This is a genomic window from Verrucosispora sioxanthis (assembly GCF_010560025.1).
GTDB classification, from domain to species: domain Bacteria; phylum Actinomycetota; class Actinomycetes; order Mycobacteriales; family Micromonosporaceae; genus Micromonospora; species Micromonospora palythoicola.
Genome location: NZ_SAIY01000004.1, coordinates 418258 through 431752, shown reverse-complemented (window position 1 = coordinate 431752; position 13495 = coordinate 418258). Strand labels below are relative to the sequence as shown.

The window sequence follows — 13495 nt, the reverse complement described above, 5'->3', positions numbered from 1 at the left end:
TGAGCCGGGTTTGCGAGCCCCGCAGTTGCGACAGTTGCCGCCGCTGGGTCCGACCCGCCGGCTCAAGCTGCCCCGGCAGGCCGAGCGCACCCTCGGCAACGGACTCACCGTCATCGTGGTACGCCGGCCAGCGGTCCCGTTGGTGGAGCTGCGGCTCTGGATGCCCTTCGGGCGGGCCCACCTGGCCCGGGGGCACCTGCTCACGCAGACGCTGCTCTCCGGCACCGAGACGATGAGCAGCGTGCAGATCGCCGCGGAGCTGCAGAAGATCGGCGGCGGGCTCTCCGCCGGGCTCGACCCGGATCGGCTGATGATCTCCGGCACCGGCCTGGCCACCGGGCTGGACCGGATGCTGGAGATCCTCGCCGAGGTCCTCACCGGGGCCAACTATCCGGCCGGGTGGGTGGGCGTCGAGCGGAACCGGCTCGTCGACGGCATCCAGGTCGCCCGGAGCCAGCCGGCGCACCTGGCCCGTACGGCACTGCTGCGGCGGATCTTCGACGGCCATCCGTACGCCGTGCAGACACCGGAGCCGGAGCAGGTCGCAGCCGTCCGCCCGGCGGCGTTGCGGTCGCTGCACGCCCAGCGGGTGCATCCGGCGGGCGCGGTGCTCGTGCTGGTCGGCGACCTGCGCCCGGAGCGGGCGTTGGACGCGGCCGAGAAGGCCCTCGGCGGCTGGAACGGTGCCGGGCACGCGGCCGACATGCCGCCCGCCCCACCGCTGGAACCGGGTCCGCTGCTGCTCGTCGACCGGCCCGGATCGGTGCAGTCGTCGATGCGGGTGGCGTTGCCGGCGGTGCCGCGTACCCATCCCGACCACGCCGCCCTGCAACTGGCCAATCTGATCTTCGGCGGTTACTTCTCCTCGCGCTGGGTGGAGAACATCCGGGAGGACAAGGGCTACACCTACGGTCCGCATTCGTTGATCGAGCACGCGGTGGCCGGTTCGGTACTGGTGGCCGCCGCCGAGGTGGCCACCGAGGTGACCGCGCCGGCGTTGCTGGAGACGAGTTACGAGCTGGGTCGGCTGGCCACCGTGCCGCCCGCTCCGGACGAGCTGGAACAGGCCCGGCAGTACGCCCTCGGCACGCTCCAGCTCGGCATCTCCACTCAGGCCGGGCTGGCGTCGCTGGTCAGCGCCTACGCCGGCAACGGGCTGCGGCTGGACTTCCTGGCCGAACACGCGGCCCGGCTGGCGAAGGTGGGCGTCGACGACGTCACCGAGGCGGCTGCTCGCTATCTCGCGCCGTCACGAGCGGTGACGGTCGTGCTCGGCGACGCCGAACGGATCGCCGCCGCACTGGCCACGCTGGCCCAGGTCGAGACCGTTCCTGTTCCGTGACGGACGTGCGTCGCGCGGTGGTCGCCGGGTGCCGGGATCACGCGCCGTGGTGAGCGGGCGTGGGGACAGCAGCCCGCCGTTGGCCCGGTCCACGCTGGACCGGGTGGCGCACCGGCGTACCGATCCGCAGTGGCTGGCTCAGGCCTGGGCCGGTGCGCGGGTGTTGGTGCTGGACGTCGAGGCGGGCGGGCGGGCGCTGGTCCGCACCGACACCGCCGTGCCGGAGTTGGTGCTGGTGGGTGCCGACGGCCTGCCGCCGGCCCTCGCCGCCGGGGCGATGTTCCTCGGCGTCGAGCCGGACGGGACGGCGGTCTTCTGTGTCCACGGCACCCTGCCGACGGTGCCGGAGACCCGGCCGGCTCAGCTGCGGAGCATCGGGCACCTGCTCAGCGACCGGGACGCTGGACTGTTCACCACCGCGCTGGCGTTGACCAACTGGCACCTGCGGCATCTCTACCACCCGGTGACCGGTGAGCCGACCCGGGCCGACGAGGCGGGCTGGAGCCGGGTGGACCGTACCGGTGAGCGGGTGTGGCCGCGTACCGACCCGGCGATGATCGTGCTCGTGCACGACGGGGTCGGTGGCGGCGAGGGCCGGTGCCTGCTCGGCAACAACGCCACCTGGCCCACCACGACGGGCGGACGGCGGTTTTCCTGCCTGGCCGGTTACCTGGAGCCCGGGGAGTCGGCCGAGGCCGCGGTACTGCGCGAGGTCCGCGAGGAGGTCGGCGTCGAGGTCCGCGACATCACGTACGCGGGCAGCCAGGCGTGGCCGTTCCCCGGCTCGCTGATGCTCGGCTTCCTGGCCATCGCGGACCCGGCGCATCCGCTGCGGCTCGATCCGGCCGAGATCGCCGAGGCGCGCTGGTTCTCCCGGCAGGAGATCGAGGCGGCGCTCGTCGGCCGGCCGGTCGAGGTGGGTGACGCCCGCCTGTTGCTGCCACCGCCCTCGTCGATCGCGCTGTTCCTGGTGCATCGCTGGCTCGACGAACGCTGCTGATCGGCCTGGCGCGGTGCGGCCCGGTCCGTGACCGTCGTTGCCGCGGCGGTCACGGACCGGGGACACGGGCCGTCGTGGTCGGCTGGGTGAGGAACTCGGCGGGGGAGCCGGTCGACCACGACGGACGTGCGGTGGATCAGGTGCCGGGCCAGTCCGCGACTGCCCGGTGGTGGCGTGGGTCGTCCAGCGGCAGCACCTTGACCCGTTGCTTGCCGGAGCGGACGGAGCCCACGGTGGCGAGCGCGCGGGCCAGCAGCAGTGCGGCGTCGCGGTCGTCGGCGTGGACGACCTGGCGGCGTGGTTCGGGCCGGGCGGTCTCGTCCCGCAGGCGCTGACCGTCCGCCCAGGCGGCGGTGATGTCGGCGTCGGCGGCGGCGCGGATGTCGGTGCGAACGATCAGGAACCGCATGTGGGTCTCCGGATGTGTCGCGACGGGTGGAAGCGTGGAAGTTCCACGTCACTATGCGCCATCGTACGCCCGGTGCTCGTCCCAGCAAGTGAAACGCGCCCATCGGTCGGCAGACCCGACCGATCATCCGATCCCTGCTCAGCGTCGGTGGGACAGACGATGACGGGGCCGCCGGCTGCTGCCGGCGGCCCCGCGGGATGTCCGCGTGCTAGGGCTTCTCGAACTGCCCGTTACTCGCACCGGAGATGAAGCCCTGCCATCCCGCCCGGCCGAACAGCAGCACCGGGCCGCTCCGGTCCTTGCTGTCGCGTAGCGCCACTGCGGCGGGACCGTGGGAAAGCGGCGCGACCTCCACGCAGTTGGAGGTCTGGCTGCGGGTACTCGTGCGCCAGGGTGCGTCCGCGAGTTGGGCGAGGACGGACGGCGTGTTGCGGAACTCGTTCATCGTTGCGCTCCTGAGGTGAACCGATGGACCGAGTGGCACCGCACGTCCCGACGGCGGGCCGGTGCTGGTCACCGTTCCGTCAGGCGCCCGGAGGATCTGCGGCGTTGGGTCGGCGCCGTTGCCGGACCACCCGCCACGGTGGGCGGGATCGCCGCGCCGGACAGCCGTCCCGACGCATCCATCAGCCAGGAGAGGGTGTCCGTTGCGGAGAGTGCCGCCGTGCATAGCCACTCGAACACCACTTTATAGCGATTTAGGGTGATTACCTCGGTCGACATGACGTCGGTGAAGCCACCTTCGATGGCGAGCGTCTCCGGATCGAGGGGATCGGCGAACCGATAGACCGAGAACGCGGTCGGCGGGAGGTACCACTGGCCGATCGGAGTGTCCCGGGGCAGCACGTGCAGCGTGACATTCGGCAGCATGGCCAGCTCGCAGAGCTGCGTCAGCTGCTCCCGCAGCACCTCGGGCGGCCCGGCTCGGCGGCCGAGCGCGGACTCCTCGAGCACCGCCGTGTAGCGGGGCGGGTCGGTCTCCCGGGTGAGCGCCGACTGACGCGCCAACCGGGCCCTGATCTCGGTCTCGATCTCGTCCTCGGCCTCTGGCGCACCGGCGGCCTGGTCGACCTGCCAGGCTGAGGAGATGCGCATCCGCGCGTACCCGGTGGTCTGCAACAGCCCCGGCACCAGCACCGGGTTGTACTCGGAGATCTCGGCGCAACCCGCCTCCAGTTCGGCGAAGCCGCGCTGCTGCTGGGTCATCGCCGGGTACCGCTTCAGCCAACCACGCATGTCGCCGGCCTCATGGGTGATGCCGAGCAGCTCCAGCCGGAGGGTGTCGTCGACGTGGTACAGGTCGAGCAGATCCCGGACGTCACCCGGATCGGGTCGGCTGCGGCCGTTCTCCAGCCGGGACAGTTTGGACGCGGAAGCCCAGCCGATGCGTTCGATGACCTGGTCGCCGGTGAGCCCGGCGGCCTCCCGCAGGCGGCGCAGTTCGCCGCCGAGCCGACGGCGGCGCAGGATCGGGCTGGGTACGGCAGGAGGCACAGTGTCCTCTTTTCCGTCGACCGCCGCGGACGCGACGGTAACTGTATGAAATTCGCCCCCCACGGTCAGTATGGACGTCGCGACCGGCGCCGGAGGTACCGGCGGCGGGCGTGTCACCAGAAATACGCAGACCCGACAGCGACTCCGGTCGGCGCGATGAAGCGTCGCCGGCTCCGCCGAACCCGCCCGCCGCACCCGAGTCGCGCCACCGGAGGATCAATGCGCACCGTCCTGAGTCGCCCGGACTTCCGTCTGCTCTTCGGCGGACTGTTGGCCAGCATGACCGCGGAGTCGATCCTGCTCCTCGCGCTCGCCGTCTGGGTGAAGGACCTGACCGGATCGGACGGCCTCGCCGGTGCCACGATCTTCGTCGTCCTCGCGCCACGCATGCTGGCGCCGCTGGTCGGGTGGTTCGTCGACAGGTATCCGCGGCGCCCCTGCTTCGTGGTCACGAACCTCGCGACGGCGCTGCTGCTCACCCCCCTGCTCGCGGTCCGCGACGCGGCAGATCTGTGGCTCATCTACGCGGTGGCCGCGGCGTACGGGTTGTCGAACCTGACCGTCGGGGCGGTGCTCAGCCGCCTGGTACGGGAACTGGTGCCACCGGACCTGCTCGGCGAGGCGAACGGGGCGTTGCAGACGGCCCGGCAGGGACTGCGGTTGATCGGCCCGCTCGCCGGCGCCGGCCTCTACGTGGCACTCGGTGGCTGGCCGTTGGCCGTGGTCGGAATGGCCGGGTTCCTCGTCGCCGCCGTGGTGGTCGGCGCGCCTCGGGCGACCACCCGGCCGGGCACGTCGTCCGCGCCGCACCCGGGCCCGGCCCGTCGCCCGCACCGGGCCCGTCGGCCGTCCTGCCCGCGGACGGCGTCGGGCACCGACCGCGTTGGGCGTCGGAACTTCTCGCCGGGCTGCGCCACCTGGTGGGCGAGCCGGCGTTGCGGCGTGCGCTGCTCGGATACGGTCTCGGCTCGCTGGTGATGGGCTTCACCGAGTCGCTGATCTTCGCGTACGTGGACCGGGGGCTCGGTCGGGAACCGGCGTTCGTCGGCGTGCTCTTCACCGTGCAGGGCATCGGTGGCCTGGTAGGCGGGCTGCTCTCCGCCACCGTCCTGCGACGGGTCGGTGAGCTGGGTGCGCTGGCCGTTGGTGTGGCGCTGTTCGGACCCGCCGCGCTGCTGCTGGCGTACCCGAACCTGTGGCTCGGTCTTGCCGCGGTGCTGATGGCGGGTCTGTCGCTGCCGCTGGCCCTGGTCGGGCTGCACACCCTGATCCAGCGGCGGACCCCGCCGGAACTGCTCGGGCGGGTGGCCGCCGCCGCCGAGGCGGCGGTCAGATGCCCGCAGGCGTTCTCGATCGGCCTGGGTGCGCTGGTCGTCGCCCTGCTCGACTACCGGTTGGTGTTCGCGTCGGTCGGCCTGGCGACCCTGCTCGCCGGCAACTACCTCTGGCGCGGTCGCCACCTGAGCCCACCGCCGGGGCCGCCGACCGGACCCCGGGTTCCCGCTCAACGCCGCGCATCCGAGCAGCGGCAGACCGAGGTCGATGCCCGCACCCGAACCCCCGACGCGCTCCGGCACAGTTGACCATGAAGGGTGTCGCCCGGGTAAGCGCTACCTGGGCGACACCATCATGATCGACGCGGGCGTGGTCAGGCGGCGATGCTCGCCAGGTGCTGCTTGACCTGGTTGATCGACGGGTTGGTCAGCGCGCTGCCGTCGGCGAAACGCAGCGTGGGCACCGTCTGGTTGCCGCCGTTGACCTGCATCACGAACGTCGCGGCCGCCGGATCCTGCTCGATGTCGACCACCTGGTAGGCGATGCCCTCCCGGTCGAGCTGCGACTTCAGCCGATGGCAGTAGCCGCACCAGGGAGTGGAATACATCGTCAGCATGGTCAGATCCTCCAACGTCGCGCCCGGTGGCTTGCCGATCAAGCACAGGCTATCCGCTGCAACGTCCGGGGAAGCTGCGACAATTCCCCGCTGTGGTGGTTAACTCCGCGTCTGTTCGCGTGCTCGCCGGGCTCGATCCGGAGCAGCGCGCGGCGGTGACCGCCCCGGCCGGCCCGGTCTGCGTGCTCGCCGGCGCCGGTACCGGCAAGACCCGGGCCGTCACGTCCCGGATCGCGTACCGGGCGTTGACCGGTGAGATCTCGGCCCGACACGTGCTCGCGGTCACCTTCACCGCCCGGGCCGCCGCGGAGCTGCGCCAGCGGCTCGCCAGGGCCGGCGTGGCCGGCGTGCAGGCACGCACCTTCCACGCGGCGGCGCTGCGCCAGGTGCGCTACTTCGCGCCCCGACTGCTCGACGGTCGAGCCATGCCCGAGCTGCTGGACAGCAAGGTCCGGCTGGTCACCCTCGCCGCGGCGCGAGCCGGGCTACGGGCCGACCGGACGGCCGCCCGGGACCTCGCCGGTGAGATCGAGTGGGCCAAGTCCTCCCTCGTCGAGCCGGGCGACTACGTGGTGGCCGCAGCCAAGGCGTTGCGGGAGACCTCGCACGAACCGGCGAAGGTGGCGGAGGTGTTCGCGGCGTACGAGCGGCTCAAGCGGACCGGCGGAGTGATCGACTTCGAGGACGTGCTGCGCGCCGCGGTCTGGGGGATCGAGGAGCATCCGGACGTCGCCGAGCAGGTCCGCAACCAGTACCGGCACCTGGTCGTCGACGAGTACCAGGACGTCAACCCGCTACAGCAGCGGCTGCTGGACGCCTGGCTCGGCGGACGCGACGACCTGACCGTGGTCGGCGACGCCTCCCAGACCATCTACTCGTTCACCGGGGCGACCTCGGCGTACCTGGTCGACTTCCCGCGTCGGCACCGCGCGGCCACCGTGGTCCGGCTGGTCCGCGACTACCGGTCGACGCCGCAGGTGGTCGGGCTCGCCAACGCGGTCATCTCGCAGGCCAGGGGCACCGAGGCGAGGTTGCGCCTGGAACTGGTCGGGCAGCGCCCGGCCGGTCCGGAGCCGGAGCGGCGGATCTTCACCGACGAGCCGGCGGAGGCCGCCGCGGTCGCCGCCCGCTGCCGGGCGTTGATCGACGCCGGCACCCCGGCCCGCGAGGTCGCCGTGCTGTTCCGTACCAACGCGCAGTCCGAGGCGTACGAGAAGGCGCTGGCCGAGGCCGGCGTGCCGTACCAGGTCCAGGGGGCGGAGCGGTTCTTCGAACGCGCCGAGGTACGCCAGGCGATGGTCGCACTGCGTGCGGCGACCCGGTCTCTGCCGGGTGAGACCCCGCTGCGGGTGGCGGTGGTCGAGGCACTGGCCGGCGTCGGATGGGCACCCGACGCTCCGCCGCCGGGCGGCGCCGCGCGCGAGCGGTGGGAGGCGCTGGCCGCGCTGGTGCAACTGGCCGAGGAGTACGCGGCCACGCCGGAGATCCTGCCGCTCGGCGTGGCCGCCACGGTGGAGCGTCCGGTCACCCTCACCGACTTCACCGAGGAACTGGCCCGGCGCGCGGCCCAGCAGCACGTGCCGACCGTGGACGGGGTGACGCTGGCCTCCCTGCACGCCGCCAAGGGACTGGAGTGGGACGCCGTCTTCCTGGTCGGCCTGGCCGAGGGCACGCTACCCACCACGTACGCGCGCACCACCGAGCAGGTCGAGGAGGAACGCCGACTGCTCTACGTCGGTATCACCCGGGCCCGGCACTGGCTCTGGCTGTCGTACGCCTCGGCACGCTCGCCGGGCGGCCGGCCCCGGCGGCCGTGCCGTTTCCTGCCACAACTGTCGCCCACCTCGCCGACCGAGCGGGTCGCCGGGGGGCGGACGGTGCGAACCCCGCAGCGGCGGGCCGCGACTCGGATCGTGTCCTGCCGGATCTGCGGCACCACCCTGCTCGCCGGGCCGGACCGCAAGTTGGGCCGATGCGCCACCTGTCCCTCCGACATCGACGACGAACTGCACGAGCGGCTGCGCGAGTGGCGGTCCCGGGTGGCCGGCACGCAGAAGGTGCCCGCGTACGTGGTCTTCACCGACGCGACGCTCGTGGCCCTGGCCGAGCGGCGGCCGGGGCGGGCGGAGGAGCTGGTCGCGATCGCCGGGATCGGACCGCGCAAGCTGGGCCTGTACGGGGAGGCGCTGCTGGCGTTGGTGGGGGGCGCGACCGTCGACGAGATCTGCCCACAGAAAAGTTTCTGAATCTGGCCGTTAATTCGTTTGCCCTCGCCCCACCGGCCGGCATAGCCTCAGGGCACACCTCGGAAGGGGGCCCTGTTCGGGCTGCTCACGGGGTCTGTGTCCGGGTCGACCACGAGTGAACGTCAAGGAGGTGGCACCAATGGAGAGCTACATCTACCAGCGTCCGACGGCGCTACCCGTTGCCGTCGCTCCGCTGTCGGCTGCCCCGACGACCGTCGCCGTGCTGGCGGACGTCCGGGCCACCGTCGTCGCTGCGCGACCGTGGGCTCCGCAGGTGCACCGGGCCGAGATTCAGGCCGAGCTGATCCTCGCACCGGTCACGAACGGGCTCCAGGGGAGCAGTGGCTTTACGGGCAAGGGCGTCGATGGCGCCAACAAGCGGATGGACGTCCGCGGTGTTCCACCTCGAGGTAGACCGGTCTGACCACAGACCACCGGCTCACCTCGAGGCCGCGGAACCCGCACACCGGGATCCGCGGCCTCAGTTTTTTTTGCACCGCCGAAGTACGTCGGAACAGCGATCCACGAGATCGCAGCGAGAGAGAGGTGACCGGGCGATGAGTCTGGCGCTGGCCCCGCTCGACCTGAGCGTCGAGATGGAGGCGAACCTGCCCTGCCGGAAGTTCGACCCCGACCTGTGGTTCTCCGACTCGCCCACCGAGCTGGAACTGGCCAAGTCGCTCTGCGGGGACTGCCCGCTGCGCGTCGAGTGCCTGGCCGGCGCGGTCGAGCGGGCCGAGCCGTGGGGCGTCTGGGGCGGCGAGATCTTCGAGCGTGGCGCGGTCGTTCCGCGCAAGCGGCCCCGTGGTCGTCCGCGCAAGGAGGACCTCGCCCGTGACGCCGAGCTGCGGGTCGAGGCCGAGGCGCGACTGGCGGCCAATGGTCTCGCCCCGTCGCGCAGCGCTGTCCGGCTGGCTGCCTGACATGTTCCCGATCCGGACCAACCCCGCCGGTGTCGCACCGGCCGACCGAAAGCTGACCACCATGCTGCACCTTCCGAACGGAGCCGAGATGTACCTACTCCACGAAGCGTTGTCGAGGGCTCGAATGCTCCGGCCTCAGGCCGGTCGCACCACCACGAGCACTGAGGCAACCCGATCCGCCCGCACCATCGCCATGACCGGCCGTGCCCGGTCAGCCCGCGAGCTGGGCGTTCTGTAGGACGAATACCGCAGACGGTGGGCGGGGACCGATGTGGTCCCCGCCCGCCGTCGTCATGTCCGGGTCAGCCGACCGGGGCGAATCCCGGCAACCAGCGCTCCAGGATGCCCCGGTAGGGCGCCTTGGCCTCCAACTGGCACAGCACCCCGATCGACCCGAGCGTCACCCGATGGATGAGCAGGTAGGACGGCGGCAGGTTGAGCTGTCGGCTGAACTGGTACGCCGGGGAGCGCGGGCTGGCCAGCCGGGTGGCCTCGGCACGCAGCCAGGCCCGGGTGAACCGGAACTCGTCGGCGGCGATCGGCTCCAGCATCGGACGGAGGAACTCCAGCAGCGCGTGAGCGTCGATCGGCTCCGTGCCACTGACGAAGCCCTCGGCCCGCAGCCCGGCCTCCACCTCGCCGGCGTCACCGCGCAGGGCCAGTCCGGCGATGCGGCCGATCGGCTCCGGCGTACCGTCCGGCATCCGGGCCACCGCGCCGAAGTCGATCACGCCGAGTCGGCCGTCGGGCAGCAGGCGGAAGTTTCCCGGATGCGGGTCGGCGTGCAGCAGCCCGGTCCGCGCCGGCGCGGAGAGGTGCAGGGTGGCCATCAACCGACCCGCCTCGTCGCGCTGCTCCTCGGTGCCGGACCGGATGATGTCGGCCAATGGGGTGCCCGTTATCCACTCGGTGACCAGGACCCGAGGCGAGGCGTGGAAGACATCCGGCACGTAGATCTCCGGATCGTCGGCGTATCCGGCGGCGAAGGCTCGCTGTGACTCCGCCTCCAACTCGTAGTCCAGCTCCTCGGTGATCCGCTCCCGCAGCTCGGCCAGGAGGGGCTTGATGTCCAGCCCGGGCTGGATGGCCCGGAACATGCCCCCCAGCCGGGAGAGCTGCTTGAGGTCGGCGAGGAGGGCGTCGCCCGCGCCGGGATACTGGATCTTCACGGCGACGTTCCGGCCGGTGCCGTCCGGCAGCCGCCACACCGCCCGGTGCACCTGCCCGATGCTCGCCGCGGCGGCCGGGGAATCGTCGAAGCTCACGAACCGGTCCCGCCACGCCGGCCCCAACTGCTCGGCCAACACCTTGTGCACGCTGGCGGCAGGCAGCGGCGGCGCGGCCTCCTGGAGTTTGGTGAGCGCCTGCCGGTAGGGCGCGGCTATCTCCTCCGGAAGGGCGGCCTCGAACACCGACAGCGCCTGACCGAACTTCATCGCCCCACCCTTGAGCTGGCCGAGGACGCTGAACAACTGCTCGGCCGTGCGTTGCTGGATCTCGGCGGAGATCACGTCGGAGGCGAGCCCGGTGACGCGCTTTCCCATGCCGAGGACGGTCCGGCCGGCGAAGCCGAGCGGCAGAGCGGCGAGCTTGGCGGTGCGGGACACGGCCCGGCGCGGGATGTCGGTCACTTGCTCATTGTTACCGACTCGGCCGGCCCGCTGCTGCCGTCAGCCGTACCCGCGCTACCTGTGCACCGACTCACCCGCCGCACCGGCAGCGCGGGTGCGGCGGCCAGTAGCGTCGCCGGAGGGTGCCCGGGGCCACCACCTCGACCGACCCGCCGAGGGTTTCGGGGGTGCCGCCGTCGAGCTGGCTCAGTGCCTCGCCGACGGCGTACCCGGTCGCGGTCAGCAGCAGACTCACGGCGCAGGCCGTGGCGGGCGGGGTGCTGGCGAGTTGGGCCGCGAGCGCCGGCCAGCCGGGATCCCGGTCGGCCCGGTGCAGGTCGAGACAACGCAGACAGGGACCGACCGGCGGACGGACCAGCGGGCCGACCGCCGGGATCCCCTCGTGGACGTCCACCAGCAGGTGCGGTTGTCGCCGTTGGGCATGCCCCGCGGCCAGCAGCGCGGCCGGCCGGTCGGAGCCGAGTTGCACCACCAGGTCGGGACGGGTCGCCGCAGTGGGCCGGTGCCGGTGCCCGGGGCGGCCGCTGGACCGCTGCCCGGGTCGCCGCGTCGAGCGGACGCCCGATCTCCGTGGCGGCGATCCCGGTGCCGACGAGATCGAGCGGACGGACCGCTCCGGGCAGGTCGGGGTGGACATGACCGACGCCCGCCTGGGCCAGCGCGACCGCGATGGCGGGACCGAGCGGACCGCCGCCGGTGATCGTCACTCGGGCCGCCAGGCGGCGTCGGAGCAGCTGGGCAGGGGTGCCCGGAAGTCGGGCGGTTGCCATCGCCAGCGCACCGGCCTCGGCGGCGAGCCGCGTCCGTCGTGGTCCGGTGAGATCCCGGGGCAGGAGGGTGTGCGCCGGCACCACCAGACCGGCGGTACGCAGGGCGTCGAGCAGGGCACGAGCGTGGTCCGGGCGGACGTCCGTTCCGGCCAGCACCTGCCGCTCGCTGCGGGTGCCGTCGAGCAGGTCGAGCAGCCGGACCGCCCGGGGGTCGGCCACCTCGACCAGGACCGCCCGCTCTCGGCCGAGGCCGAGCTGAAGGGTGTGCCGGTCGCGCCAGAGACGGGCGAGCCCCGGTAGTAGACAGGGACGGGGAGACGGCGGAAGTTCGGCGGTTCGCGTCATGGACACGAATAGTGACCGCATCCGCGCTGTCCGTCGATCGTTGTCCACAGGTGGTTGAACCCAGATCCTGGGTTGTCCACAGGATTCGGCGAGTTATCCACAGCCTACGAGTGGTGCTGTCGGTGGGCTGACAGTCACCGCGCGCACGGACGGGGGGTGGCCGCAGGCCACCCCCCGTCCAGGTACGTGTTCGTCAGACCTTCGCCTTGCCCAGGATGCGGTTCACTGTTGTGCCACATACCGGACACTTGCCCTTGGCCATGTTCATGCCGGTCTTCGAGACCTCGACACGGCCCTCGAAGTCCCGCTTCTCCTTGCACTTGACGCAGTAACCGTTGTAGGTCTGGGCCTGGTCGGCCACGGTGTGCCCTCCTCGTGTCGTCCACCGGTCGATAACGACCCGGTGGGTCTCCGGTGGCGGTCGCTCAGGGCGCCCGGCGCCGGTCCTGTCCGGCGGCCACCTACGTGACCACCGGTTGGCGGACCCTACCCAGGTGTGGGCGGTTCCATGTCAGCTGCGCATTGCCACTGTGAGCAAGGCGACGTCGAGAGTGTGCACGTCGAATTGGGTTAGATAGGTCAGTTTGCCGGGGACACGCCGACCGGTACCTCGCAATTGCGCTGGTGGTGCCGCCGAGGCGGGTGCGGGACCCCGATTTGAGCCGCCCGACGATGATCACTTACCGTGTTGGTCGGTCCGGGTGTGACACCTCCCCGGCCACCACGAAGGGTGACCGTGACGGCCACCCCGGGTTTGGCAAGAAATTTTTCTGGACTCCTGGCGACCAATCCCCATTTTCCGGACGCGTGTCGGGGGGTTGACTCTTGCGGACCCCTGGTCACAACGCATTAGCTTGCCATCGTGACAGCAAACCGAGGCTGCGCGGTCCACTGATGGCTGGGCCGCGGAAGCCGGTCGTCGAGGTACGGCGCAGCCAGCGCCGGCGACGCACGGTGTCCGCCTACCGCGACGGGGAGCGGGTCGTGGTTCTCATACCCGATCAGTTCTCCCGGGCCGAGGAGAGCGAGTGGGTCGACCGGATGCTCGCCCGGCTGGCGGCCCGCGAGGGGCGCCTGGTCCGCTCCGACGCCGAACTGCTGGCCCGCGCCGGTCGGTTGATCAAGCTGTATCTCACCGAGTACGGCGACCAGGCGCTGCCGGCCAGCGTCCGGTGGGTGAACAACCAGAACGGGCGGTGGGGCTCCTGCACGCCGGCGGACCGCTCGATCCGGTTGTCCCACCGCATCCAGGAGATGCCCGACTGGGTGATCGATTACGTGCTCCTGCACGAGCTGGTCCACCTCATCGTGCCCAGCCACAACACACAGTTCTGGGCGCTGGTCGGCAGGTACCCGAAGACCGAACGGGCGCGTGGTTACCTGGAGGGTGTGGCGGCCGTCGCCGGCACCCCCTGAGCGTCGAGGTATCGCGGCGGTAGGGTCG

The 13495-nt window shown here is 71.8% G+C and carries 12 protein-coding genes and 2 pseudogenes; 7 read left to right on the top strand and 7 right to left on the bottom strand.

What is annotated here, in order from left to right; genetic code table 11:
- The first annotated feature begins 10 nt into the window (after nt 1–10).
- Complete coding sequence (locus ENC19_RS14765) at nt 11–1342, top strand: M16 family metallopeptidase (RefSeq protein WP_164447929.1); 1332 nt, start codon at nt 11–13, stop codon at nt 1340–1342.
- A 46-nt stretch (nt 1343–1388) separates the two neighbouring features.
- Nucleotides 1389–2342 carry an NAD(+) diphosphatase gene (gene nudC / locus ENC19_RS14760; RefSeq protein WP_164447928.1) on the top strand — a complete coding sequence of 318 codons (954 nt, stop codon included), beginning with the start codon at nt 1389–1391 and terminating at the stop codon, nt 2340–2342.
- A 136-nt stretch (nt 2343–2478) separates the two neighbouring features.
- On the opposite strand, the gene ENC19_RS14755 is transcribed toward nudC, so the two are convergent.
- The 3 genes from ENC19_RS14755 to ENC19_RS14745 form a co-directional block, all read right to left on the bottom strand.
- Nucleotides 2479–2751: a hypothetical protein gene (locus ENC19_RS14755; RefSeq protein ID WP_164447749.1), complete on the bottom strand. Its 273-nt coding sequence runs from the start codon at nt 2749–2751 to the stop codon at nt 2479–2481.
- A gap of 208 nt (nt 2752–2959) precedes the next feature.
- Nucleotides 2960–3196 carry a DUF397 domain-containing protein gene (locus tag ENC19_RS14750; protein ID WP_164447748.1) on the bottom strand — a complete coding sequence of 79 codons (237 nt, stop codon included), beginning with the start codon at nt 3194–3196 and terminating at the stop codon, nt 2960–2962.
- 68 nt (nt 3197–3264) lie between these two features.
- Complete coding sequence (locus ENC19_RS14745; RefSeq protein ID WP_164447747.1) at nt 3265–4245, bottom strand: helix-turn-helix domain-containing protein; 981 nt, start codon at nt 4243–4245, stop codon at nt 3265–3267.
- Nucleotides 4246–4464: 219 nt separating this feature from the next.
- On the opposite strand from ENC19_RS14745, the pseudogene ENC19_RS14740 reads away from it, so the two are divergent.
- Nucleotides 4465–5828: pseudogene (locus ENC19_RS14740) on the top strand (MFS transporter).
- 65 nt (nt 5829–5893) lie between these two features.
- Here ENC19_RS14740 and ENC19_RS14735 read toward each other — a convergent pair.
- The gene (locus tag ENC19_RS14735; RefSeq protein WP_164447927.1) at nt 5894–6136 is read right to left on the bottom strand and encodes a mycoredoxin; all 243 of its coding nucleotides are present in this window, start codon (nt 6134–6136) and stop codon (nt 5894–5896) included.
- A gap of 92 nt (nt 6137–6228) precedes the next feature.
- On the opposite strand from ENC19_RS14735, the gene ENC19_RS14730 reads away from it, so the two are divergent.
- From ENC19_RS14730 to ENC19_RS14720, 3 genes are all read left to right on the top strand, one after another.
- Complete coding sequence (locus tag ENC19_RS14730) at nt 6229–8382, top strand: ATP-dependent DNA helicase UvrD2 (protein ID WP_164447746.1); 2154 nt, start codon at nt 6229–6231, stop codon at nt 8380–8382.
- A gap of 139 nt (nt 8383–8521) precedes the next feature.
- A complete protein-coding gene (locus ENC19_RS14725; RefSeq protein ID WP_164447745.1) occupies nt 8522–8806 on the top strand; it encodes a hypothetical protein in 285 nt (94 codons plus the stop codon).
- Between the two features lie 133 nt (nt 8807–8939).
- A complete protein-coding gene (locus tag ENC19_RS14720; RefSeq protein WP_164447744.1) occupies nt 8940–9305 on the top strand; it encodes a WhiB family transcriptional regulator in 366 nt (121 codons plus the stop codon).
- Nucleotides 9306–9607: 302 nt separating this feature from the next.
- On the opposite strand, the gene ENC19_RS14715 is transcribed toward ENC19_RS14720, so the two are convergent.
- The 3 genes and pseudogenes from ENC19_RS14715 to ENC19_RS29325 all read right to left on the bottom strand — a co-directional run bounded on the left by ENC19_RS14715 (nt 9608) and on the right by ENC19_RS29325 (nt 12412).
- A complete protein-coding gene (locus tag ENC19_RS14715; protein WP_164447743.1) occupies nt 9608–10936 on the bottom strand; it encodes an ABC1 kinase family protein in 1329 nt (442 codons plus the stop codon).
- A gap of 70 nt (nt 10937–11006) precedes the next feature.
- Nucleotides 11007–12051, bottom strand: a pseudogene (locus tag ENC19_RS14710) (hypothetical protein).
- Between the two features lie 193 nt (nt 12052–12244).
- A complete protein-coding gene (locus tag ENC19_RS29325; protein WP_012014940.1) occupies nt 12245–12412 on the bottom strand; it encodes a DUF5679 domain-containing protein in 168 nt (55 codons plus the stop codon).
- 533 nt (nt 12413–12945) lie between these two features.
- Here ENC19_RS29325 and ENC19_RS14705 point away from each other — a divergent pair.
- Nucleotides 12946–13467, top strand: a complete 522-nt coding sequence (locus tag ENC19_RS14705; RefSeq protein WP_164447742.1) for a M48 metallopeptidase family protein — start codon at nt 12946–12948, stop codon at nt 13465–13467.
- The last annotated feature ends 28 nt before the right edge of the window (nt 13468–13495 follow it).

What these genes read in the sequence shown, in the direction of transcription:
- ENC19_RS14705 (WP_164447742.1), top strand. Translation starts at nt 12,946, where the DNA reads ATGGCTGGGCCGCGGAAGCCGGTCGTCGAGGTACGGCGCAGCCAGCGC.
- ENC19_RS14720 (WP_164447744.1), top strand. Translation starts at nt 8,940, where the DNA reads ATGAGTCTGGCGCTGGCCCCGCTCGACCTGAGCGTCGAGATGGAGGCG.
- ENC19_RS14755 (WP_164447749.1), bottom strand. Translation starts at nt 2,751, where the DNA reads ATGCGGTTCCTGATCGTTCGCACCGACATCCGCGCCGCCGCCGACGCC.
- ENC19_RS14750 (WP_164447748.1), bottom strand. Translation starts at nt 3,196, where the DNA reads ATGAACGAGTTCCGCAACACGCCGTCCGTCCTCGCCCAACTCGCGGAC.
- ENC19_RS14725 (WP_164447745.1), top strand. Translation starts at nt 8,522, where the DNA reads ATGGAGAGCTACATCTACCAGCGTCCGACGGCGCTACCCGTTGCCGTC.
- ENC19_RS14735 (WP_164447927.1), bottom strand. Translation starts at nt 6,136, where the DNA reads ATGCTGACGATGTATTCCACTCCCTGGTGCGGCTACTGCCATCGGCTG.